This is a genomic window from Amycolatopsis sp. NPDC003676, from assembly GCF_053587275.1.
The window spans coordinates 23,589-44,860 of record NZ_JBSFNS010000063.1; the positions used below are offsets into that span (position 1 = coordinate 23,589).

The following is a 21,272-nucleotide window of genomic DNA, read 5'->3' on the forward strand; positions in this document are numbered from 1 at the left end:
GGGAATCTGATTCCCTCAAGGAGTCCTTCACGGGTCACTCCTGATCGGCGTCGGGGAACGCGGGCGGCGCCTGCAGATCGTGGGCGCGGAACAGGACCGCGTGCTCGACACCCAGGTCCTTGCCGCTCATCGCCGCGAACTGCGGGATGAAGTCCGCGGGCGCGGGGTGGTCCGGGAGCGCGGCCAGGTACGCGGCGTGCGCCTCCAGGGAAGCGATGCCGCGCCGCAGCGGCTCGCCGGTGACGTCGACGCCGTGCGTCGCGCCCGAACCGGCGAGCCCGGGGACGAGGTACCAGCGCGCTGAATGCGGAGCCACGCCCTCGTCGTCGATCTGCTCCGGGAAGACCCACCGGTTGCCCGCGTCGCGGATCGCGTCGAGCGTCGCGAGCCCGGCGGCGCGGTGGTCGGCCTGGTCGAAGCCGTAGGGCGTTTCGACGTCGAATCCGCAGCCGAGCACGACGTCGGGCCGGAACCGGCGGATCTCGCGGCAGATGTCGCGGCGCAGGTCGAGGCCGTAGACGAGCACGCCGTCCGGATGGTCGAGGACGGTCAGCCGCTCGACGCCGACGGCCGCGCAGGCGTTGCGCTGCTCGGCGACGCGCAGCCGGGCCGTCTCCTCGGGCGGGTTCGGCATGCCTGCCTCGCCGCGGGTGAGCAGGAGGTACCCGACCTCGATGCCGCGCGCCGTCCAGCGGGCGACGGCGGCGGACGTGCCGTACTCCATGTCGTCGGGATGCGCGACGACGCAGAGCACGCGCTGGAAGGACTCCTCGGGCAAGGCAGGCAGGGTCATACCGGACATCTTCGCGCGCGGACAGCGCGTTGTCTGGCGTTATCCGGCCTCATTCCGGTCAAGTCCGGCGACCGGGCCGAACACGATCACCGCGGGCGGACGCACGCCCGCGGCCGCCGCTTCGTCGGCCACCGAGGCGAGCGTCGAGCGCAGCACGCGCTGAGTCCGCATCGTGCCGTCCTCGATCACCGCGACCGGCGTGTCGCCCGGTCGGCCGCCTTCCAGCAGGGCGGCGGCGAACTTCGGCAGCCGTTCGACACCCATCATCAGCACGATCGTGCCGCGCATCCGGGCCAGCAGCGACCAGTCCACCAGCGACCGCTCGTCGCCCGGCGCGACGTGCCCGGACACGACGACCACCTCGTGCGCGACGCCGCGGTGCGTCACCGGCACGTCCGCCACCGCGGGCACCGCGAACGCCGAGGTGATGCCCGGGACCATGGTCACCGGAACGCCCGCTTCGGCGCACGCCTGGACTTCTTCGAAGCCGCGGCCGAACAGGTACGGGTCGCCGCCCTTGAGCCGGACGACGAACTTGCCTTCTTTGGCCTTCTCGATCAGCGTCCGGTTGATCACGTCCTGGCTCGCCGCGCGGCCGTACGGGATCTTCGCCGCGTCGACGACCTCGACCTCCGGCGCGAGTTCGTCCAGCAGATCGCGCGGGCCGAGCCGGTCGACGACCACGACGTCGGCGCGCGACAGCAGCCGCCGGGCGCGCACGGTGATCAGGTCCGGGTCGCCGGGCCCGCCGCCGACCAGCGCGACGCCGGGCAGCGTGCCTTCCGGATGCGGCTGGCGGCCGTCCTCGATCGTGCCCGCGTGCAGGCCGTCCAGCATCGAATCGCGGACCGCGGCCGAGCGGAGCGGCTCGCCGCCGGACAGGACGCCGAACAGGAGGCCGCCGTGCCGTCCGGTCGCCGGGGTCACCGCGGAGCCGGATTCGCCCTCGTCGGCGCGGACGCAGAAGACGCGTTCGCGCTCCGCCTCGGCGCAGATCTCGGCGTTGGTCTCCGGGCTGTTCGTGCAAGCCAGCGCGTACCAGGCGTCCCGCAGGTCGCCCGCGGTGTAGCGGCGCTCGTGCCAGACCAGCTCCCCCGCGTCCGCCATCCCCTGCACCGACGGCGTCGTGTGCGGCGACACCAGTTCGACGCGGGCGCCCGCGCTGATCAGCCGGGGCAGCCGGCGCTGGGCGACAGAACCGCCGCCGAAGACCACGACGCGGCGGCCGGTCAGGTTCAGGCCGGAAAGGTAGTGCGGGTCGTCCATGCGCGGAAGCATATGGGCGGGGCGCCGGTTCGCACGCCGAGCGTGGGTCATGCCACGCCGCTAGGCCGCCGGGGTTAACACGACGGCAAAAATACGTCGGCTGTCCGCAGGCAAATCCGGCGCCACGGGAGTAATTCCGCGCGCGGGTCGTACCACTGCTCCCCTGGGAAACGACTGCTTGTCGCACAGTGCCGGATCAAACACCGCCGAATCAGATGGGGAGTAATGATGACCAGGACCAGTGCGACCAGACGAAGACGCGCGTGCTCGCTCGCCGCCGCCCTGCTCGTGTTCGCGGGCGCGACGACCGGGACCGCGCAGGCCGATCCGCTCGCGCCGACGGATCTCGCTCCGCTGCCCGGGGACGACCAGAGCCTGGCGCTGGCGGTCAACGAGGCAGGGACGGCGGTCGGCACGTCGTCGGCGGGCCGCGACCCGCGCCTCGACCATCCGGTCCGCTGGGACACCGCCGGGCATCCGACCGCGTTGCCGACGCCGGGTGCCACTCAGGGGCAGGCGCGCGCCATCAACAGCCTCGGCGTCGCCGCCGGGTACGTGCTGACGCCGACTATCGCGATCCCCGCGCGCTGGGACGCCGCGGGCCAGGTGACCTTGATGTCGCTTCCGCCCGGTTACCACAACGCGATGGGCGAGAAGATCAGCGACACCGGCGTGGTCGTCGGGGAATGGCAGACGCCGGACGGCCTGCAGCACCCGTTCCGCTGGGATCCGAACGGCCAGGTCACCGACCTCGGCACGCTGCCCGGCGACACGTGGGCCATCGCCACCGGCATCTCGGCCGACGGCGCCATCATCTCGGGCCAGGACTCCAACCCCACGAAGGCGCACTCCGTGCGGTGGGTGAACGGCGGTCCGATCACCGACCTGGCCCCGACGGCGTGGGCGAGCGCGAACAACGTGATGAACCGGAACGGGACGATCGCCGGGCACCTGACCGACGTCGAACACGGGAACTCCGTTCCGGTGACCTGGGACCGCGACGGGATCCTGCGGCGCCTGCAATGGGAGAGCCCGCATCCGTCCTGGCTCAATCAGGTCAGCCCCACCGGATACGTGACCGGCAGCGGCTATCTCTACCCGCCGGACCGGGATTCGGTGCTGTGGGATCCGGACGGGAACGTGTACCTGATCGACGGAGACGTCGCCGGGGTCGACTCGAACGGGAACGCGGTGGGGGCTTCGCAGAACCGCGCGACTGTTTGGTACGACAACGGGAACACCGTGCGGTTCGGGATTCTGCCGGGCGGCAGTTACAGCAAGGGCGAGTGGATCACCGACAGCGGGTTTGTGGTCGGGAGTGCGGACGTCGCCGGGTACAAGACGCACGCGGTGGCTTGGAAACTCGGGTAGCGCCGGATGCGGCTGGGCGAGCCTCGCGCCCGTCCAGCCGCGCGGACGGGCATAGCTCCGCGTTGCCTGTTTCTGTTGCTACGGCGGCACCCCTGCGATCTGGCACCGGACTCATTCCACTCGGAAGACCGGACCGCGCGGCACGAACGGCAGCCGGGCGCCTCGCGGGACCAGGAAGGCGTGTTCGCGGAGCGGGCGGACGTGGTCGCATTGCGCGTCGGTGATGATGAGGACCGGACCGTCCTCCGGGAAATCGGGGGCGCGGCGCAGCAGGTCGACGCCGGGCTGCAGCCGGGTGCCGCCGCGGCCGCGGACCTTCACCCGGCCCGCGATGTCTTCCACCGCAAGGTATCCGGCGTCGTAGGCGGCCGCGTCGCAGAAGATCACCCGGGCGGCCGGGACGTCGCGGGCCAGCGCGTACGACGCGATCGCGCCGAGTGCCTTGCCGAGCAGTTCCGCGTTCATCGAGCCGGAGGTGTCCAGCACGACGCCGAAGGTCGCGCGGCGCTCGATCCGTTCCGGGAAGACCCGGCCCGGACGCGGGATGTCGGGCGTCGCCGACTGACGGCGCGACGCCCGCGCGTAGCTGCGCACCGGCTGCTCCGTCTGGACGTGCTCGTCGAACCACCGGGCGAGCTGCGCGTCCCACGGCAGCGGCGGATGGTCCAGCGCGCGGATCTCCTGCTCCAGCCCGAGCGGCACCAGCCCGCGGCCCTGGGCGTGGTGGTAAACTAAGCCCTGGCTGAGCGCGCGGCGATAGAACTCGTCCAGGTCGACGCCGCCGGTCCGGTCGCCGTCACGCCATGGGAGCGGCTTCGGGTCCGCCCGGCGCGAGGACCGGCGGGCAGCGGCGTCCGGCTCGGACAGCCAGTCGCCCAGGACGTCGCCGGCCTCGCGGCCGCCCAGCGTGCGCAGCTTGCGGGCGCGGCGAAGGTCGGTGGTCAGCGTGTCGTACACCGATTCCGCGGACAGGTCGGCGAGCTGCGGGTCGTGCAGTCCGTCACCGGGCAGCTCGCCGACGCCGAGCGCGACCAGCCAGCCGTTGATCACGTAGTCGCAAGCGACGTTCCACAGGTACGGGTCGCGGCCGAGCGCGCGGCGGTCGTGCCGGAGCGCGGCGTGCAGCATTTCGTGGGCGAGCACGAACCGCCATTCCTCGGCCGTCAGCGCGGCGTGCGGGTTGACGTAGATCTCGCCGTGCTCGGCGTCGACCGCCGCGACCGAGATGTCCCAGGCGCGGACCACTTCGGGATCGGCGACCAAGGTGAACCCGGCGGCCACCGCGCCGAGCAGCGGGAACGACGACGCGAACCAGCCCAGCGCGCGGTCCCACTCCCCCAGGCTCCGCCGGTGCCGGGTCTGGCCCCGCGCGTCGGCGGCCTGCTCCATCGCCTCGGTGGCCGACGCGATCAGGCCGCGCGCGAACCGTTCGGTCCACGGCGCGGATTTCCCGTGGTACTGCGCGTGCCACCGGCTCGGCGGCTCCGCGAGCGCGAGACACGGCCGGTCGCCGCCGGTGCCGAGCGAATGGAAGACCTCCGGAACGCCGGTCTCGCGCCATGCGCGGGCAAGGGAAAGCTCGTCCGTGCCGGGAAGTTCGGGCAGCAGCACCAGCGGTGTCCCGACCCGCACCGCCTCCGCGAATCGGTGCACCGCAACGCAACCCGCCGCGCTGTAGCTCGCGTCGACGCCTCGGTCCGCGGTGATCGCGTCCGCTTCGGCGAGCTGTTCCTCGTCCAGGTGGCCGAGGCCGAGGTGCAGCAGCAGATGCGCGAACACCCACGCCCACTCAGCGGGCTCTGCGTCGCGGGCGCGGTTCGCGGTGATCTGGCCGTTGTCGGCGACGATTGCCCAAGACTCGACGCCGGTCAGGCTGGTGCGGTCCAGACTCGCGCGGCTCGCGAGCTGGTTGAGGACGGTATTCGCGCGGACCAGCGCCCAGCCCGCGTCGATCGCCTTGTTCCGGCGTTCGCGGAGGCGCCCGTCGGGACGGACCCAGCTCATGCCCGAGCCGCCACCAGGCGCGGCAGGTCGCGCGCGGCTTCGACCAGGAACCAGGACGGCAGGCGCGGGTTGCCCGCCTCGTCGTCCGCGATCACCAGCTGCGCCATCTCCAGCGAGATCTCCGCCAGTTCGACCAGCAGGCTCTTCGCGCGGAACGCGAACTGCCGCACCGCCGCCGACGCGTGCCGCTTGTCCGCGGGGAGGTCGCGGGCCAGCCGGACGCGGAACGTCTCGGCGAGGAAGTAGAGCAGGTCGCGCTCGCCGGGCTCGGCGGGCCAGCGCGCGTCGCCCTTGAGGATGGCCTCCAGGTCGAAGGCGTGCCGGGCAACCTTCAGGTACGACCGGAACGCACCGGCGTGCTGCGGGGTGAGCGTGGCGTACGCGAGCAGCCCGACGGTCTCGTCCTCGAGCGGATCTCCGGCCGAGTGCAGCAGATCGGACAGCATGTGCCAGGACCGCGGCGTGGAGAACGGTTCCTCGGTCTTCGGCGGCTGGCTCCACAGGTGGTCCGGGCGCTGGGCCAGGTACTCGACCACCGCCGGGTGGATGTCGTTGCCCGCCGCCCAGGCGAGCCAGTCGCCCGCGGACGCGCGCAGATGGAGATGGACCAGCCGGTTCACCAGCGCCGAGGCCATCGGCCGGGCGAGCGCCTGGTCGGTGGCGCGGTTGCCGGCGCCGATCACCACCGAACCGGGCGGCAGCTCGTACGAGCCGATCCGGCGGTCGAGGATCAGCGAATAGAACGCCTTCTGCACGTCCGGCGACGCGGCGTTCAGCTCGTCCAGGAACAGGCAGTACGGCTCGTCGCGCGCGATCTGCTCGGGCGGGCAGAACCGGCTGCGACCATCGGCGATCTGCGGCACGCCGATCAGATCCTCCGGCGCGAGCTGAGTGCCGAGCAGCGAGACGCACTCCAGGCCGAGCGCCGCCGCGAATTCCCGGACCAGCGACGACTTCCCGATTCCCGGCGCGCCCCAGAGAAAGACCGGCCGGACGACGGCGGTCGTGAGCAGGATGTCGGGCAGCTGGGCAGGCGTGACGGTGAGCTGGGCGTGCAAGGCGTGGACCCCTCCGGTGCCGGGACATCCTGGTGCGACGCCCGTTTCGTACCGCTATGGTCGCGCGCCGTGCCCGCTGCCCGCATCCGGTTTTTCAGCTCCGCGCCGCCGTCGGGTACGGCAGCAGCGCCATCTCCCGCGCGTTCTTGATCGCCGTCGCCACCTGTTTCTGTTGCTGCGGCGTCAATCCGGTGACCCGGCGGGCCCGGATCTTGCCGCGGTCGGAGATGAATTTCCGCAGCAGGTCGACGTCTTTCCAGTCCACCCTGGTGATTCCGGCCGCGTGGAAGGGGTTGGGGCGGCGGCGCGGCGCACGGTCTGGTTTAGGCATGGCGCTCACCAGCTCGACTTCGAGACGCCGGGCAGTTCCCCGTTGTGCGCCATCTGCCGCATGCGCACCCGGGACAGCCCGAATTTGCGCAGGTATCCGCGTGGGCGGCCGTCGGCGGTGTCGCGGTTGCGGATGCGCGTGCGGCTCGCGTCGCGCGGCATGCGTTGCAGCGCAACGACTGCGTCGGCCTTCTCCTCCGAAGATGCCGACGGCGACGCGATCACCGCCTTGAGCGCGCGCCGCCGTTCGACGTACCGCGCGGCGATCACCTTCCGCTGCTCGTTCTTCGCGATTTTCGACTTCTTCGCCATCAGCGCTCTTCCTTGAATTCGACGTGCTTGCGCGCCACCGGGTCGTATTTGCGCAGTACCATCCGGTCCGGATTGTTGCGGCGGTTCTTCTTCGTCACGTACGTGTAGCCGGTTCCTGCGGTCGACCGCAGCTTGATGATCGGCCGGATGTCGGTGCTTTTCGCCATCTAGAGCTTCACTCCCTTCGCGACGAGATCGGCGACAACAGCGTCGATGCCGCGTTTGTCGATCGTTTTCATGCCCTTCGCCGACACCTTCAGCCGCACCGCGCGGCCGAGGCTCGGCACGTAGTAGCGGCGGGTCTGCAGGTTCGGCTCCCAGCGCCGCGACGTGCGGCGGTGCGAATGCGAGACCTGCTTGCCGTAGCCCGGCTTGCGGCCGGTGACCTGGCACACGGCTGACACGGACCCTCCCAAGTTGATAGTGACATTCATGTTCAACTACGCTCGTCACCGTACCCCGCCCCGTCGTCTGGAGATCCAGTGCCCCCACGTCCGCGTGTCCCGCTCGTGCTCTGCAGCGGGATCGCCCGCACCGGCGACCTCGCCGCGCTCCTGCTCCGCGCCAGCCCCGGCACCGCCGTCGTCCACCACGACCTGCGCGACATCGGTTCCGGTGTCGTCCGCCGCCGGATCCGGCTGCGCGGCCGCGACGAGCTGACGCCGCTCGAACTCGCGCACGGCTGCGTCAACTGCACGCTGCGCGAGGACCTGCTTCCGCTGCTGCGCCGGCTGGCCCGGATGCCTCAGGTCGACCGCATCGTGGTGCGGCTCGACGAGGCGATGGAGCCGGAGCCGGTGAGCTGGGCGATCCGCAACGTCCTGGTCGGCGACCGCCCGGTGAGCGACGACGTCGAACTCGAAGCGGTCTTCACCGTGCTCGACTGCGCCACCTGGCTCGCCGACGTGACCGGCGACGACCTGCTCGCCGAACGCGGCCTGCAGGGCAGCCCGGAAGACGAGCGGACGGTCGCGCAGGTCGCACTGTCGCAAGTGGAATCCGCGGACGTGCTCGTGCTCGCCGGAGCCGCCTCGGACGCCTGGTGCGCGGCCAAATCCTCGGCGGTGCTCGACCGGGTCGCGCCGTCTGTCCCGCGCGTCGAATTGGCCCGCACGGACGCCGCCGGGCTGTTCGCCGCGATTCCCGCCGACGCCCGGCGCGGCGAGGTCACCGACCTGCACGGGGCGTTGCTGCGCGGCGCCCCGCCGCTGCACCCGGACTGCGGCATCGAACTGCTGCGGTTCACCGCGCAGCGCCCGTTCCATCCGGAGCGGCTGCACGAGGCGATCGACCTGCTGCTCGACGGCGTGGTCCGCACCCGCGGCCGGGCCTGGGTCGCGAGCCAGCCGGACGTCGCGTTCTGGATCGAATCGGCGGGCGGCGGGCTCGGCATCGGGCACGCCGGGCCGTGGCTCGCCTCCCCGGACGGGCCGGACTGGGCCGATGTCTCCCCCGAACGCCGCACGCTCGCCTCGCTGCGCTGGGACCCGGTGCACGGCGACCGCGCGCAGGAACTGGTGATTGTCACCGATCAGGCCGCCCCGGCGGAGATCGAGAGCGCGTTGCAGGCGGCTCTGCTCACCGACGCCGAACTGGCCGAGGGCGAAGCGGCCTGGCGCGCGTATCCCGACCCGTTCGGGGACTGGCACGAAGACCCCTGCGAAGAAACCGAAGAACCCGACCGGCACGCCAACGCCGCCAACCAGAAGGACGAAACCCTGTGAAACCCGGCATCCACCCCGACTACCATCCGGTGGTCTTCAAGGACTCGTCGACCGGCGACGCGTTCCTGACCCGCTCCACCGCCACCTCGGACCGCACCATCGACTGGGCCGACGGCAACACCTACCCGCTCGTGGTGGTCGACATCAGCGCGTGGTCGCACCCGTTCTGGACCGGCACCCAGCGGATCCTGGACTCGGCGGGCCAGGTCGAGAAGTTCCACCGCCGCTACGGGCAGCGCAAGCGCGGGGGTGCGAGCTGATGGCCGTCCCCAAGCGGAAGATGTCGCGCAGCAACACCCGGTCCCGGCGCTCGCAGTGGAAGGCGGCGGTGCCGGATCTGGTGCCGATCGTCGTGGACGGCGAGCGGAAGCTGGTGCCGCGCAAGCTGATCAAGCACTTCCAGCGGCTCGAGCGGTGAGCGTCCCGGTCACTGTCCTTTCCGGATTCCTGGGCGCCGGGAAAACCACGCTGCTCAACCGGATCCTGGCCAACCGCGAGGGCCTGCGCGTCGCGGTGATCGTGAACGACATGAGCGAGGTCAACATCGACGCCGCGCTCGTGCGGGACAGCGTGTCGCGGACCGACGAGCGGCTGGTCGAGATGACCAACGGGTGCATTTGCTGCACCCTGCGCGAGGATCTGCTCGAGGAGGTCGCGCGGCTGTGCGACGACGGGCGGTTCGACCATCTGCTCATCGAGTCCAGCGGGATCTCCGAGCCGATGCCGGTGGCCGCGACGTTCTCCTTCCCCGCCGACGACGGCACTCCGGTGCTGTCGTCGGCGCGGCTGGACACGATGGTCACCGTGGTGGACGCGGCGAACTTCGCCCGCGAACTGGCCCGGGGAGACAGTCTGGTCGAGCGTCGGCTGGACCAGTACGACGGCGACGAGCGGACGGTCAGCGACCTGCTGATGGACCAGGTCGAGTTCGCGGATGTGCTGCTGCTGAACAAGGTTGACTTGGTCACCCCGTCCGAACGCGACCGCCTGCTGGCCTCGCTGCGCCGCCTCAACCCAGCTGCCGACGTCGTGTCCGCGGAGTTCGGCCGGGTGCCGCTGGCGCGGGTCTTCAGCACCGGCCGGTACGACGCCGAACGCGCGCAGCAGGCGCCGGGCTGGGTGGCGGAGCTGAACGGCGACCACGTGCCGGAGACCGAGGAGTACGGGATCTCCAGCGTCGTGTTCCGCTCCGCACGGGCGTTCGACCCGGTGCGGTTGTGGGAGTTCGTGACTTCGCGGCTCGACTCCGGCGAGTTCGGCACCGTGCTGCGGTCGAAGGGATTCTTCAGCCTCAGCACGCGGCCCGGCACGCTCGGGTTGTGGTCACAGGCAGGCAGCGTCGCACGGTTCGAACCGCAGGGCGTCGCCGACGAACCACGGCAGGAACTGGTATTCATCGGCGTCGGGCTTCAGCACGCCGCGCTGCTCGACGCGCTCGAGACCTGCCTGTCCGATGCCTCCGCCGCTGACGATCCGTTCCCCGAATGGGAGCCGATTCACGTCCACTGAGGACAGTTCCGGCTCACGGCCGCAACACCGTGAGCCGGAGCCGCCCTCCCGTCTCAGCCGCGTGCTCCACCGCCTCGCCCACTGCGGACAACGCGAACTCGTCCACCTCGAACTGCGTCAGGTCCAGCAGTCCGCACCGTGCCAGGGCGATCAGCTTCGGCACCGCGTCGCGTGGGTACATCCACCGGCCGCGCACCGTCACGCTGTTCAGCATCAGCCACGGGTACGGCAGCGCCACGTCGTCCCCGATCCCGCCCATCAGCACCACGCGGCCGAACTCCCGCACGGTCATCGCCGCCGCGCGCGCCGCCGCGACCGAAGCGGACGGTGGCAGCAGATCCAGCACCAGGTCGACCGGCCCCGCCGCAGCTGCCTGCATTGCCGCGCGGTCTTCGTCTTCGTTGCCGGACAACACAACAGTCCGGACGCGGTGACCGAAGCGTCGCTCCAGATCGGCGAGCGCCGCCCGGTTCCGGCCCGGCGCGATCACCTTGCCCGCGCCCATCGCGATGGCCACCGCGACCGCCGCGCCGCCGTACGTGCCGGTCGCGCCGCTGATCAGCACCGTCTCCCCTGGCTGCAGCCCGCCGTCGAGCAGGCCGCCGTAGGGCACCAGGCAAATCCCGAGCGCTGCCCACCGACCGGCGTCGGCCTCGTCAATGGAGCCCAGCGGGGCCGCATTTTCGGTCGGGACCATGATCTGCGAGGCGAACCCGCCGTGCCGGAAGTGGCGCTGCAACGCCAAACCTCCGTCACCGCGCGCCGTCAACCCTTGCAGGACGACGTCCGGCGTCACCGCGTCGTCGCGGGAGCGGACCGTCGGGTCGCAGCGAACCCAGTCGCCCGGCCGGAGTTTCGTCGCGTCCGGACCGACCGAGCGCACCCGGCCGACCGCGCCGGTGCCGAGGATCGCGGGCAGGTCGAGCAGGTACCGCCGCGCGCCGCTGATCACCTCGGCGGTGTAGTGCAGCACCGGAGCCGCGACGACGTCCACGACCACCTCCCCGGTGCCCGGCACCGGATCCGCGACCTCCTCGACCGACAACGGGCGCCCGAACTCCTTGAGCACAGCAGCTTTCACCGATTTCTCCTTCGTTCCACCCCCGATCCTCGGCGAAGCGGGCGAAGGCAACCAGGAGCCTGTCGCTACCAGGATGGTTCGTCCGGGATACCCGTTTCGCACCAGTTGAACAGGCTAGGTTTATCAGTCTAGGCTGTCGATTGTGGCGGACCGGACGAGCGAAACCCAGACGCGGCACGGCGGGCGGTACAAGTGGGTAGCACTCTCCAACACCACCCTCGGCGTGCTGATGTCTGCGCTCGACGGCTCGATCGTGATCATTTCGCTGCCCGCGATCTTCCGCGGCATCGGCCTGGACCCGCTGGCCCCGGCCAACATCGGCTACCTGCTCTGGATGATCCTCGGCTACCTGCTGGTGTCCGCGGTCCTGGTGGTGACGCTCGGGCGGCTCGGCGACATGTTCGGCCGCGTCCGGATGTACAACGTCGGGTTCGTCATCTTCAGCGTCGCCTCGGTGGCGCTGTCGTTCGACCCGTTCCACGCGGGCGGCGGGGCGCTGTGGCTGATCGGCTGGCGGGTGGTGCAGGCCGTCGGCGGCGCGATGCTCACCGCGAACTCCGCGGCGATCCTCACCGACGCGTTCCCGCGCGAACAGCGGGGAATGGCCTTGGGCGTCAACCAGATCACCGCGCTGGCCGGGCAATTCCTCGGCTTGGTCGCGGGCGGCCTGCTGGCCGAACTCGACTGGCGCGCGGTGTTCTGGGTGAGCGTGCCGTTCGGCGTTTTCGGCACCGTCTGGTCGATCCGCAGCCTCCGCGAGATCAGCCGTCCGCAACGGTCGCGGATCGACTGGGGCGGCAACGTCACCTTCGCGCTCGGCACCGCGGTCGTGCTCGCCTCGATCACCTACGGCATCCAGCCCTACGGCGGCGCGGCGACCGGCTGGGGCAACCCGTGGGTGCTCGGCGGGCTCGGCGCCGGGATCGCGCTGCTCGCGGCGTTCTGTGTGATCGAGACCAGGGTGCCGTCGCCGATGTTCCAGCTGTCGCTGTTCCGCATCCGCGCGTTCACCGCCGGGAACCTCGCCGCGCTGCTCACCGCGATCGCGCGCGGCGGGATGCAGTTCATGCTCATCATCTGGCTGCAGGGGATCTGGCTTCCCTTGCACGGCTACGACTACGAGCAAACCCCGCTGTGGGCCGGGATCTACCTGCTGCCGCTCACCGCCGGGTTCCTGATCGCCGGTCCGGTCTCCGGATTCCTCTCCGACCGCTTCGGCGCGCGGCTCTTCTCCACCGGCGGCCTGCTGCTGGTCGCCGGATCCTTCCTCGGCCTGCTCGCGCTGCCGGTGGACTTCAGCTATCCGGCGTTCGCGGCGCTGCTCGTGCTGAGCGGGATCGGGCAGGGCATGTTCTCCGCGCCCAACACCTCCGCGATCATGAGCAGCGTGCCGGACCACCAGCGCGGCGTCGCGTCCGGCATGCGCTCGACGTTCCAGAATTCCGGGACGTCGCTGTCCATCGGCGTGTTCTTCTCGCTGATGATCGCCGGGCTGGCCGGCTCGCTGCCGTCGACGCTCACCGGCGGCCTGCAAGCGCACGGCGTCCCCGCGGACGTCGCCGCGAACATCGCCCAACTGCCGCCGGTGAGCACCCTCTTCGCCGCGTTCCTGGGCAGCAACCCGGTGGCGCACCTCGTCGGACCCTGGGTGCTCGGCCAGCTCTCCCCCGCCGATTCCGCGGCGCTGACCGGCAAGGAGTTCTTCCCGACCCTCATTTCCGGGCCGTTCCACGACGGACTGGTCACCGTGTTCGTCGCGGCCGCGGCGATGGCGCTGGTCGCCGCGCTGGCGTCGGCGTCGCGGGGGAAGCGGTACTTCCACCAGGACCAGGTCAGTCCATCGTGAGCGCGATCTTGCCGTGGATGTTGCCCGCCTGGTAAGTCCGCATCGCTTCGGCGGCTTCGGTGAACGGGAAGGTCGCCATGATGCGGTGCGTCAGCTCGCCTTTCGCGTACAGTCCCGCCAGCCGCGCGAGACGGGCCGCCGAGCGGTCGTTCACCGTGAGCCGGATGCCCAGCTCCGCGGCGCGGTCATGCTCGACCAGAGTGAGAATCCGGGACCGGTCCTTGATCAGCTCCAGCGTGTACTCCAGCGCGGCGCCGCCGACCCCGTCGATCGACGCCGTGACGCCGTGCGGAGCCACCCGTTCGACGAAATCCTCGCTGTAGGCAAGGGGAATCGCTCCGAGCGCCCGCACCTGCTCGTGCCACTGGGGACGCGCGACGCCGAGCACCTTCGCACCGCGCAGCTGCGACAGCTGCACCGCCATCGCCCCGACGGAACCCGCCGCACCGTGCACCAGCACCGTGTCACCATGGCCGACGTTGATGACCTCGACCGCGATGTCCGCGGTCTGCGCCGCCGCGGTGAACGCGCCCGCGACCTCCCACGGCATCTCCGGCGGCTTGGGCACCACCTGGTCCTGTCCCGCGACGACCAGTTCCTGATACGCGCCCAGCCGGCCGAAGCCGAGCACCTCGTCGCCCGCCGCGAACCCTTCGACGCCTTCCCCGATCTCGTCGATCACCCCGGCGAACTCGTTGCCCGGCACGGTGAACGCGCCCGGTTCCGGCACCGGGATGAGCCCCGCGAGCACCGCGACGTCGAACGCCTGCAGCCCCGCGGCCTTCATCCGGATCCGCACCTCCCCCGGTCCGGCATGCGGCTCCGGCACCTCCTCCAGCCGCAGCACCTCCGGTCCGCCCAGCTCGCGGAACCCCATCGCCTTGCTCATCGCCGCCTCCAGCTTTCGTGTCGATCACCGCCAGTGTTCGACATCAAGCGGACTTGACGTCAAGCCGCGGCTCGACCAGTGCGGCCCGATGGGCTAGGTTGATCAGCGATGACTACCGGGACGGCATTGCGCCACAGACGGATCGGCTACCCGGTGCTCTTCTGAGCGCCGCGCGGGCCCCGCCTCCTTCGTCGTGACCACAGGCACCTCAACGACGACAGGAGACCTTCATGCCCGGCAAGACTCTGCGGATCCCCACCCCTGACGGCCAAGCCGACGCCTTCGCCGCGTTCCCCGACGACGGCGAGCGGCACCCCGGCGTGCTCATGTACGCCGACGGTTTCGGCCTTCGGCCAGTGCTGCGCGACCTGGCCCTCGAACTGGCCTCGCACGGCTACTACGTGCTTGTTCCCGACTACTTCTACCGGCACGGCCCCGCGCCGGTCCTCGAACTTCCGGAGTTCATCGGAGCGGACGAGCGTTCCGGGGTCTTCGCTCAGGTGATGCCGTTGATCGAAGCGCACACTCCCGAACTGGTGCTGCGCGACGCCAAGGCTTACCTCGATTTCCTCACCGTTCAGCCGGAAGTCAGCTCTGGGCCGGTCGGGGTGACCGGCTATTGCATCGGCGGCCTCCACGCAGTCCGCACCGCCGCGGCCCATCCGGATCAGGTGGCCGCTGTCGCCGGATTCCACGCACCGGTGGGTGCCGCCGGGCCCGAGAATTTCGCTCAGCTCACCGCTCAAGCGCACTTCGGCCATGCCGCGTCCGATCTGACGCCGGAAACTCTCGGCGAACTCAACCAAGCCCTCGACACCGCGGGAGTCAGCTACACGTCCGAGATCTACCCCGGCACGGTCCACGGATTCACCATGGCCGACACGGATTCCTTCAACCCCGCTGGCCTGCGACGGCATTGGGAACGGCTGCTGCCGCTCCTCGGCGGAACGCTGTGAGGCTCCGCTACTCGACCCACCACCAGCCGTCGCCCAGCTCGACCGTCGGGCGGACGGCACAGCCCAAGCCGTCGAGGTAGTCGTACGAGTCGACGGGACGGCCGGGAAGGTACTTCTCCGGGGAACCGCTGAAGTGGGCGAACCCGGCGGCGCAGTCGGGAATCCCCGCCCAGGCTTGGACGAACCACACCGGCCGTTCCGGGTCGTTGTTGATCCGCGAAATCGCCAGGGGCGGCTTTTCGCCCCTCTTGAGCTCGTTCAGGGACCGCAGCAGGTCGGCATAGTCCGCTCGGTGCATCGAATACCAGCTGGTGGCGTAGAAGTGCACCCAGTTGGTGCTGGCCATCAGCACCGCGCACGCCGCGGTGACCACCGCGTATCCGGCGACACCCGGCCAGCGCAGCCCCCGCCACACCAGCCACGCGCTGATGCCCGTCGCCATCGCCGCGGTCAGCCACGCTCCCGCCGTCAGCACGATCACCGGCACCGGGATCACGCCGCTGATCGGCACGACGAAGTAGCTCACGGCGGCGGCCAGCAGCCAGCCGAGCAGGAACACGACTGCGGCCAGCACCAGACTCGGTCTTCGGCTTTCCTCGGCACTCCCCATGATCACTGGACGGGCGACCGGCCGTTCGGTTGCGCTAGTCCCGCGACGGCGTATACAGCGCGCCCAGGAATTCCACCAGCAGCCGCTCCCGCAACGGTTCCGGCGCGACCGCCAGCAGCGCGTTGACCGGCGCCATCCGCTCCGGCAGCCCGGCCGCACCGGTCAGGCCCGCCGCGGCGAGCAAGCCGCCGAACTGCTCGGACGTCAGCGTCGCCGGGTCCAGTGCGGCCACGAACGCGGCGACGTCCGGATCGACCCGCACCGGGCCTTCCGCGCGCGCCGCCTCGACGGAAGCCGTCAGGTCGGCGAGGAATTCCGGTTCGCTGCCGTGGTTGGCCGCGGTGACGGTGAGGTGCAGGTTCAGCGGAGAAGTCCCGTGCGCGAACTGCGGCTGGACGTACCAGCCGCGAGCCTTCATCTCGTCGGCGACGGTGAACAGGTCGAAACCGTCCGAGCCGGCGAACGCGACCAGTGTCGACACCGGGTCGCCCAGGACCCGCAAGCCCGGGATCGATGCCACGCCAGCGCGAATCCGGCCCACCGCTTCGCGCGTGCGCGAGGCCAGCCGCAGGTAGCCGTCCTCGCCGAGGTGATGCACGACGGCCCACGCGGCGGCGAGCGGGCCGCCGGAGCGGGTGCTTTGCAGCGTCGGGTTCAGCATCGTGTAGCCGGGCCAGGCCGCGCTCGCGAAGAAATGCGTCCGGCGGAGTTCCGCGGAAGCGTGCAGCAGCACCGAGACGCCCTTGGCGCAGTAGGCGTATTTGTGCAGGTCCACCGAAATGCTGGTGACGCCCGGAACGCGGAAGCCGAACGGCGGCAGGTCCGCGCCGAGCTTCGCGAAGTACGGCAGCACCCAGCCGCCGATGCACGCGTCGACGTGCATGCGCACTCCGCGCGCCGAAGCTGCGGCGGCGATTTCCGTGATCGGGTCGACGACACCGTGTGCGTACGAAGGCGCGCTCGCCACCACGAGCACAGTGGAATCGTCGATCGCGGCCGTCATCGCCTCCGGGTCCGCGCGGAAGGTCTCCGGATCGACCGGCACCACGACCTTCCGCACCCCGAACAGGTGCGCGGCCTTGTGGAACGCGGCGTGCGCTGTTTCCGGCAGCACGATTGACGGTGCCTCGACGTCCGGCCGGGAGTCGCGGGCGGCGAGGACCGCCAGCAGGCACGACTCGGTGCCGCCAGAAGTCACCGTGCCGACCGTGTCCGGCGTACCGCCGAGCAGCCCGGCCGCGCGGGCGACCAGGTCGTTTTCCATCCGCAGCAGGCTGGGGAACGCGGTCGGGTCGAGTCCGTTGGCCGAACTGGCCAGCGCGTGCGCGGCCGCGGCGATTTCGTCCACTTCGGACAGTCCGCTGTCGTACACGTAGGCCAGCGTGCGGCCGCCGTGCGTCGGCAGGTCGCCGGAGCGGAGTTCGCGCAGCCGCGCGAGGACGTCGTTCACGGCTGCTTCTCCAGCACCGAGCGGCGCAGCAGCGGGATGCCGAGCGCGATCAGCACCGCGGGCAGCACCGACGCGCCGATCACGATTGCGGTGATCGCCGACGGCGGCTGCGGGACGGCGGTCGCGCCGGTGCTCGACACGTAGCTCCCGGCCTGCAGCACGATGCCGAACAGTCCCGGCCCGAGCGCGAGCCCGAGCGTCTCGGACGCGGTCCACACGCCGGCCGTGACGCCCGCCCTGGTCTCGCCGGTCCGTTCCTCCTCGGCGCTGATCAGGTCCGGCAGGATCGCCAGCGGGAACACCGAAATGCCCGCGTAGCCGACGCCGGCGAGCGCGACGAACACCAGTGTCGCGGCGAACGGGAGCTGGTCGGCGAAGTACATCGCCACCAGGCCGACGAAGAACGACGTGGTGGCGATCCGGAATCCGGCGAGCTTGCCCCAGCGCGCGCCCAGCCGCGGCCACACCGGCATGGTGACGAGCGCGGGCCCGACGAACCCGACGAACAGGTACGTGCGGTAGCTCGGATCGCCGAGCACGTGCTGCGCGAAGTACGGGATCGCGGCGAGCACGGTGCCGATGCCGAGCGCCTGGATGAAGTAGACGCCCAGCAGCCACCGGAACGACCGCCACTGCGCGATGGTGCGCGCCAATTCCTTGAGCCGCACCGTGTTGGGCCGCAGCGAGCCGACCGGCGCGCCCTTCAGGCCGAAGTAGACGCCGAGCGTGGCGGCCAGGATGATCACCGCCATCACCAGGCCCATCACCCGGTAGCCCGCCACGCCGGGCAGCAGGTCGGTGATCGCCGGCGCGCCGCCGCCGGACACCAGCACCGCGACCGCCAGCACGCCGATCCGGACGCTGGTGAGCTTCGTGCGTTCCTCGGCGGAATCGGTCAGCTCGGCCGGAAGCGCGTTGAACGGCACCTGGAAGAACGCGTACGCGGTGGCGCACAGGAAGAACATCGCCACGACATACGCCGCGTCCCACACCGGCGTGCCGAAGCCGGGATGCGCGAACAGCGCGGCGAACAGGACCGCGACGCCGATCCCGCCGCGCAGCAGGAACCGCCGCCTGCTGCCGGTGCGCGCGAGGTCGGCGTCGGACAACCGTCCGGCGACCGGGTTGAAGACCACGTCCCACGCCTTGGGCACGAACACGATCACCCCGGCCGCCGCCGCGGGCACGGCCATCGTGTCGGTGAGGTACGGCAGCAGGAGCAGCCCCGGCACCGTGCCGAACCCGCCGGTGACGAAGGAGCCGAGCGAGTAGCGGAATCTCGTGCGGCGGGACAGCGACGCCAAAGGTCCTCCTCGAAGGCGGAACGACGAACGCATGCCTAATGGATCTTCGCCGGTTCCCGGTAGTGGTCGGGAGGAATCGTGCCACCGTCGTGATGCACCGGCCGTACCGGGCCGACTACGCCCTCGTGAGTGCCTATCACGGTTCTAACCGGGATAGGCACTCACGAGTCCGCTTTCAGGACAGCGCTTTCGCCGCCTTCGCCAGCGACCCGGCGTCCCCGCGCAGCAGCAGCGTCGTCACCACCGTGTCTTCCCACGCCGCCAGCTCTTCCCGGATCTTCTCCGCGGGCCCGATCAGCGAAGTGTCCTCGACCAGCGAAGTCGGGATCGCCTTGACTGCCTCTTCCTTGCGCCCGGCCAGGTACAGCTCCTGCACCTTGTCCGCCACGTCCGCGTAGCCGAGCCGGGCGAACACGTCGTGGTGGAAGTTCACGCTCTTCGCGCCCATCCCGCCGATGTACAGCGCCAGCGCCGGCTTGATGAAGCTCGCCGCCTCCTCGACGTCGTCGTGCACGATCACCGGCACCGACGCGGCCACCTCGAAACCGTCCAGGCCGCTCCGGCGCGCGCCCGGGCGGGCGAAACCCTCCTCCAGCGCGGCCCGGTAGAACGCGTCCGATTTGGGCGAGAAGAACAGCGGCAGCCAGCCGTCGCAGATTTCCGCGGCCAGCGCGACGTTCTTCGGGCCTTCGGCGGCGAGGTAGATCGGCAGGTCGGCGCGCAGCGGGTGCACGGTCGGCTTGAGCGGTTTGCCCAGTCCGGTCCCGCCCTTGAGCGGCAGCTGGAAGAACTGCCCGTCGAGGGTCACCGGTTCCTCGCGGGCCAGCACCTTGCGCACGATCTCGACGTACTCGCGCGTGCGCGCCAGCGGCTTCGGATACGGCTGGCCGTACCAGCCCTCCACCACCTGCGGCCCGGACGCGCCCAGCCCGAGCACGAACCGGCCGCCGGAGAGGTGGTCCATGGTCAGCGCGCTCATCGCGGTCGCGGTCGGGGTGCGCGCGGACATCTGCACGATGTTCGTGCCGAGCTTGATCCGGCTGGTCGCAGCCCCGACCCAGGCGAGCGGCGTGAACGCGTCCGACCCGTACGCCTCGGCCGACCACACCGAGTCGAACCCGAGCCGTTCGGCTTCGAGCACGGTCTCCTGCGCGCCCGGGATCGGCCCGCTCCCCCAGTACCCGAGGTGAAAGCCCAGCTTCATCAAGCCCTCCTGATCTCGAAGCCCGTGCACGGTGCGGGAATCAGGTTCCCGCACCGTTCACGGCACGTCCGGCGAGTAGTGCTCCGGTTTCCCGCGCTCGGCGAGCGGGGGAAGATTGCGGCGCGGGGTTTCGACCGGCGGCGTCCCCGGGGCCAGTTCGCCGCGGGCGCGCCGCCAGCCCGCCCGTGCCCGCGGATGGTAGCGGCGATCGTGCGGAAGCAGCGTGAACGCCGCGTTGATCAGCTTGCCCACGCGGCGGTGCCGCCGGGCGTCGCGTGCGGACCAGCGAAAGCCGAGCAGGTCGCGCACTTCCGGGTCGTACAGGCCGACGGTCAGCCACACGAATTGTTTCGCGATGATCTTCGAGACCGGCGTCCACAGTGGATCCGGCAGCCACGGCAGGAACGGCGGTTTCGCGATCCCGCGGAGGTCGAGGACGTCGCGCGTGGCCTTGTTGTCTTCCAGCACTTCGGTGCACATGTGCTTCCAGTACCGCTGGAAGTCCTCCCACGATTCCGGCACCGGCCGCATCGTCATGTCGTACATCCGCCACCAGCGCACGTGTTCGTCGAACAGCGTGCGTTTTTCCTCTTCGCCGATGCCGCCCATGAAATTGTCGGCGATCAGGATGGTGCTGACGAAGAACGTCGAATGCGCCCAGTAATACGTGTCCGGGTCGAGCGCGTGGTAGCGGCGGCCCTTCTTGTCCACGCCCTTGATGCGGTCGTGGTAGCCGCGCACTTCCAGCGCCGTGCGGTGCGCGAGCGGGCCGTCGTAGACCACGCCGCCGATCGGGTACAGCGAACGGAAAAGCCGCTGCCACCGTTCCTCGAAGAACCGCGAATGCTCCTCGACGCCCGCGCCGAGCCCCGGGTGCATGTTCTGCATCGACCCGGCCCACAACGCGATCAGCAGCCCGCGCCAGTCGCCGAAGTACTTCCAGGTCAGCGAGTCCGGTCCCAGCGGTTCGGGTGCGTCCCTGCTCATCGCGGCTCCTCGGCGGGTCGGCGAAGTGACTACAGCTGTTGTCAGGTTAGGATGTGACAACAGCTGTGGTCAACTCGGGACGGGAGCGGGTATGCCGGGCCGCACGTGGGCGGGCACGACGCTGGACGACCGCAAGGCCCAGCGGCGCGCGCAGCTGCTGGCCGCCGGGCTCGACCTGCTCGGCGCGCAGGGCAGCGCGGCGGTGAGCGTCCGCGCGGTGTGCCGGTCCGCGAAACTGACCGAGCGGTACTTCTACGAGAGCTTCGCCGACCGGGAAAGCCTGGTCGCCGCTGTCTACGAGGACGTCGGAGACCAAGCCCGCCAAGCATTGGCCGACGCGGTGTCCGGAGAAGCCGATCCGAGCCGCCGTGCCGAACGCGCGGTCACGGCGTTCGTGGAACTCGTGCTGGACGATCCGCGCAAGGGCCGCGTGCTGCTGCTCGCGCCGCTGACCGATCCCGCGCTGACCAGCCGCGGCCTGCACCTCCTCCCGGCGTTCACCACGCTCGTCGGCGAACAGCTGTCGCGCGGCGACGAGACCGGCCGCCAGCTCGTGGCGTTGGGTGTGGTGGGGGCGC

General features: G+C 70.7%; 23 protein-coding genes. 8 read left to right on the top strand and 15 right to left on the bottom strand.

The window, feature by feature from the left end:
- Positions 1-34 precede the first annotated feature (34 nt).
- Positions 35-802: a PIG-L deacetylase family protein gene (locus ACWDNU_RS29295; RefSeq protein ID WP_449671272.1), complete on the bottom strand. Its 768-nt coding sequence runs from the start codon at positions 800-802 to the stop codon at positions 35-37.
- A 30-nt stretch (positions 803-832) separates the two neighbouring features.
- Positions 833-2,059 (bottom strand): uroporphyrinogen-III C-methyltransferase, encoded by a 1,227-nt coding sequence (gene cobA / locus ACWDNU_RS29300; RefSeq protein WP_449671273.1) that lies wholly within the window; start codon positions 2,057-2,059, stop codon positions 833-835.
- Between the two features lie 228 nt (positions 2,060-2,287).
- Between cobA and ACWDNU_RS29305 the strand changes: the two genes are divergently transcribed.
- Positions 2,288-3,430 (top strand): HAF repeat-containing protein, encoded by a 1,143-nt coding sequence (locus ACWDNU_RS29305; RefSeq protein ID WP_449671274.1) that lies wholly within the window; start codon positions 2,288-2,290, stop codon positions 3,428-3,430.
- Positions 3,431-3,541: 111 nt separating this feature from the next.
- On the opposite strand, the gene ACWDNU_RS29310 is transcribed toward ACWDNU_RS29305, so the two are convergent.
- The 6 genes from ACWDNU_RS29310 to rpmB form a co-directional block, all read right to left on the bottom strand.
- The gene (locus ACWDNU_RS29310; RefSeq protein ID WP_449671275.1) at positions 3,542-5,434 is read right to left on the bottom strand and encodes a vWA domain-containing protein; all 1,893 of its coding nucleotides are present in this window, start codon (positions 5,432-5,434) and stop codon (positions 3,542-3,544) included.
- Positions 5,431-6,492 carry an AAA family ATPase gene (locus ACWDNU_RS29315; RefSeq protein WP_449671276.1) on the bottom strand — a complete coding sequence of 354 codons (1,062 nt, stop codon included), beginning with the start codon at positions 6,490-6,492 and terminating at the stop codon, positions 5,431-5,433. Before ACWDNU_RS29315 ends, ACWDNU_RS29310 begins: the two co-directional genes overlap by 4 nt.
- A gap of 94 nt (positions 6,493-6,586) precedes the next feature.
- Positions 6,587-6,832, bottom strand: a complete 246-nt coding sequence (gene rpsR, locus ACWDNU_RS29320) for a 30S ribosomal protein S18 (protein ID WP_370936806.1) — start codon at positions 6,830-6,832, stop codon at positions 6,587-6,589.
- A complete protein-coding gene (gene rpsN, locus ACWDNU_RS29325; protein ID WP_344275915.1) occupies positions 6,829-7,134 on the bottom strand; it encodes a 30S ribosomal protein S14 in 306 nt (101 codons plus the stop codon). The genes rpsR and rpsN overlap by 4 nt, the downstream gene beginning before the upstream one ends.
- A complete protein-coding gene (gene rpmG / locus ACWDNU_RS29330; protein ID WP_116205050.1) occupies positions 7,134-7,301 on the bottom strand; it encodes a 50S ribosomal protein L33 in 168 nt (55 codons plus the stop codon). Before rpmG ends, rpsN begins: the two co-directional genes overlap by 1 nt.
- Positions 7,302-7,538, bottom strand: a complete 237-nt coding sequence (rpmB, locus tag ACWDNU_RS29335) for a 50S ribosomal protein L28 (RefSeq protein ID WP_344275921.1) — start codon at positions 7,536-7,538, stop codon at positions 7,302-7,304.
- Between the two features lie 78 nt (positions 7,539-7,616).
- Here rpmB and mrf point away from each other — a divergent pair, with 78 nt between their 5' ends.
- Genes mrf through ACWDNU_RS29355 form a run of 4 tightly spaced genes read left to right on the top strand, consistent with a single transcriptional unit; the run spans position 7,617 to position 10,367 of the window.
- Positions 7,617-8,858 carry a ribosome hibernation factor-recruiting GTPase MRF gene (gene mrf, locus ACWDNU_RS29340; RefSeq protein WP_449671277.1) on the top strand — a complete coding sequence of 414 codons (1,242 nt, stop codon included), beginning with the start codon at positions 7,617-7,619 and terminating at the stop codon, positions 8,856-8,858.
- The gene (locus ACWDNU_RS29345) at positions 8,855-9,118 is read left to right on the top strand and encodes a type B 50S ribosomal protein L31 (protein WP_370936804.1); all 264 of its coding nucleotides are present in this window, start codon (positions 8,855-8,857) and stop codon (positions 9,116-9,118) included. Before mrf ends, ACWDNU_RS29345 begins: the two co-directional genes overlap by 4 nt.
- Positions 9,118-9,276, top strand: coding sequence for a 50S ribosomal protein L32 (gene rpmF, locus ACWDNU_RS29350; RefSeq protein WP_009078889.1), 159 nt, complete (start codon positions 9,118-9,120; stop codon positions 9,274-9,276). The genes ACWDNU_RS29345 and rpmF overlap by 1 nt, the downstream gene beginning before the upstream one ends.
- Entirely contained in the window at positions 9,273-10,367 is a 1,095-nt protein-coding gene (locus ACWDNU_RS29355) for a GTP-binding protein (RefSeq protein WP_449671278.1), read from the top strand. The genes rpmF and ACWDNU_RS29355 overlap by 4 nt, the downstream gene beginning before the upstream one ends.
- Before the next feature lie 13 nt (positions 10,368-10,380).
- On the opposite strand, the gene ACWDNU_RS29360 is transcribed toward ACWDNU_RS29355, so the two are convergent.
- The gene (locus ACWDNU_RS29360) at positions 10,381-11,448 is read right to left on the bottom strand and encodes a zinc-binding dehydrogenase (RefSeq protein WP_449671279.1); all 1,068 of its coding nucleotides are present in this window, start codon (positions 11,446-11,448) and stop codon (positions 10,381-10,383) included.
- Between the two features lie 142 nt (positions 11,449-11,590).
- Between ACWDNU_RS29360 and ACWDNU_RS29365 the strand changes: the two genes are divergently transcribed.
- On the top strand, positions 11,591-13,294 hold the full coding sequence (locus ACWDNU_RS29365; protein WP_449671280.1) for an MFS transporter: 1,704 nt from the start codon (positions 11,591-11,593) through the stop codon (positions 13,292-13,294).
- Here the strand turns inward: ACWDNU_RS29365 and ACWDNU_RS29370 are convergent.
- Positions 13,281-14,183, bottom strand: coding sequence for an NADP-dependent oxidoreductase (locus tag ACWDNU_RS29370; RefSeq protein ID WP_449671281.1), 903 nt, complete (start codon positions 14,181-14,183; stop codon positions 13,281-13,283). The genes ACWDNU_RS29365 and ACWDNU_RS29370 overlap by 14 nt on opposite strands.
- A gap of 230 nt (positions 14,184-14,413) precedes the next feature.
- Between ACWDNU_RS29370 and ACWDNU_RS29375 the strand changes: the two genes are divergently transcribed.
- Positions 14,414-15,139 carry a dienelactone hydrolase family protein gene (locus ACWDNU_RS29375; RefSeq protein ID WP_449671282.1) on the top strand — a complete coding sequence of 242 codons (726 nt, stop codon included), beginning with the start codon at positions 14,414-14,416 and terminating at the stop codon, positions 15,137-15,139.
- A gap of 7 nt (positions 15,140-15,146) precedes the next feature.
- Here the strand turns inward: ACWDNU_RS29375 and ACWDNU_RS29380 are convergent, their stop codons facing one another.
- The 5 genes from ACWDNU_RS29380 to ACWDNU_RS29400 all read right to left on the bottom strand — a co-directional run bounded on the left by ACWDNU_RS29380 (position 15,147) and on the right by ACWDNU_RS29400 (position 20,694).
- Entirely contained in the window at positions 15,147-15,713 is a 567-nt protein-coding gene (locus ACWDNU_RS29380; protein WP_449671283.1) for a hypothetical protein, read from the bottom strand.
- Positions 15,714-15,783: 70 nt separating this feature from the next.
- Positions 15,784-17,199 (bottom strand): pyridoxal phosphate-dependent decarboxylase family protein, encoded by a 1,416-nt coding sequence (locus tag ACWDNU_RS29385; protein WP_449671284.1) that lies wholly within the window; start codon positions 17,197-17,199, stop codon positions 15,784-15,786.
- Positions 17,196-18,503, bottom strand: a complete 1,308-nt coding sequence (locus ACWDNU_RS29390) for an MFS transporter (RefSeq protein ID WP_449671285.1) — start codon at positions 18,501-18,503, stop codon at positions 17,196-17,198. Before ACWDNU_RS29390 ends, ACWDNU_RS29385 begins: the two co-directional genes overlap by 4 nt.
- Before the next feature lie 175 nt (positions 18,504-18,678).
- Positions 18,679-19,707, bottom strand: a complete 1,029-nt coding sequence (locus ACWDNU_RS29395; protein ID WP_449671286.1) for an LLM class F420-dependent oxidoreductase — start codon at positions 19,705-19,707, stop codon at positions 18,679-18,681.
- 57 nt (positions 19,708-19,764) lie between these two features.
- A complete protein-coding gene (locus ACWDNU_RS29400) occupies positions 19,765-20,694 on the bottom strand; it encodes an oxygenase MpaB family protein (protein WP_449671287.1) in 930 nt (309 codons plus the stop codon).
- A gap of 91 nt (positions 20,695-20,785) precedes the next feature.
- Between ACWDNU_RS29400 and ACWDNU_RS29405 the strand changes: the two genes are divergently transcribed.
- Positions 20,786-21,272, top strand: a 487-nt coding sequence (locus ACWDNU_RS29405) for a TetR/AcrR family transcriptional regulator (protein WP_449671288.1), incomplete at its 3' end; no start/stop codon positions are given.

Bases quoted from the DNA above. Each gene is read 5' to 3' on its own strand.
- ACWDNU_RS29370 (WP_449671281.1), bottom strand. From the start codon at position 14,183: ATGAGCAAGGCGATGGGGTTCCGCGAGCTGGGCGGACCGGAGGTGCTG.
- ACWDNU_RS29400 (WP_449671287.1), bottom strand. From the start codon at position 20,694: ATGAGCAGGGACGCACCCGAACCGCTGGGACCGGACTCGCTGACCTGG.
- ACWDNU_RS29395 (WP_449671286.1), bottom strand. From the start codon at position 19,707: ATGAAGCTGGGCTTTCACCTCGGGTACTGGGGGAGCGGGCCGATCCCG.
- cobA (WP_449671273.1), bottom strand. From the start codon at position 2,059: ATGGACGACCCGCACTACCTTTCCGGCCTGAACCTGACCGGCCGCCGC.
- ACWDNU_RS29375 (WP_449671282.1), top strand. From the start codon at position 14,414: ATGCCCGGCAAGACTCTGCGGATCCCCACCCCTGACGGCCAAGCCGAC.
- ACWDNU_RS29295 (WP_449671272.1), bottom strand. From the start codon at position 802: ATGTCCGGTATGACCCTGCCTGCCTTGCCCGAGGAGTCCTTCCAGCGC.
- ACWDNU_RS29310 (WP_449671275.1), bottom strand. From the start codon at position 5,434: ATGAGCTGGGTCCGTCCCGACGGGCGCCTCCGCGAACGCCGGAACAAG.
- rpmG (WP_116205050.1), bottom strand. From the start codon at position 7,301: ATGGCGAAAAGCACCGACATCCGGCCGATCATCAAGCTGCGGTCGACC.
- ACWDNU_RS29305 (WP_449671274.1), top strand. From the start codon at position 2,288: ATGACCAGGACCAGTGCGACCAGACGAAGACGCGCGTGCTCGCTCGCC.
- rpmF (WP_009078889.1), top strand. From the start codon at position 9,118: ATGGCCGTCCCCAAGCGGAAGATGTCGCGCAGCAACACCCGGTCCCGG.
- rpsN (WP_344275915.1), bottom strand. From the start codon at position 7,134: ATGGCGAAGAAGTCGAAAATCGCGAAGAACGAGCAGCGGAAGGTGATC.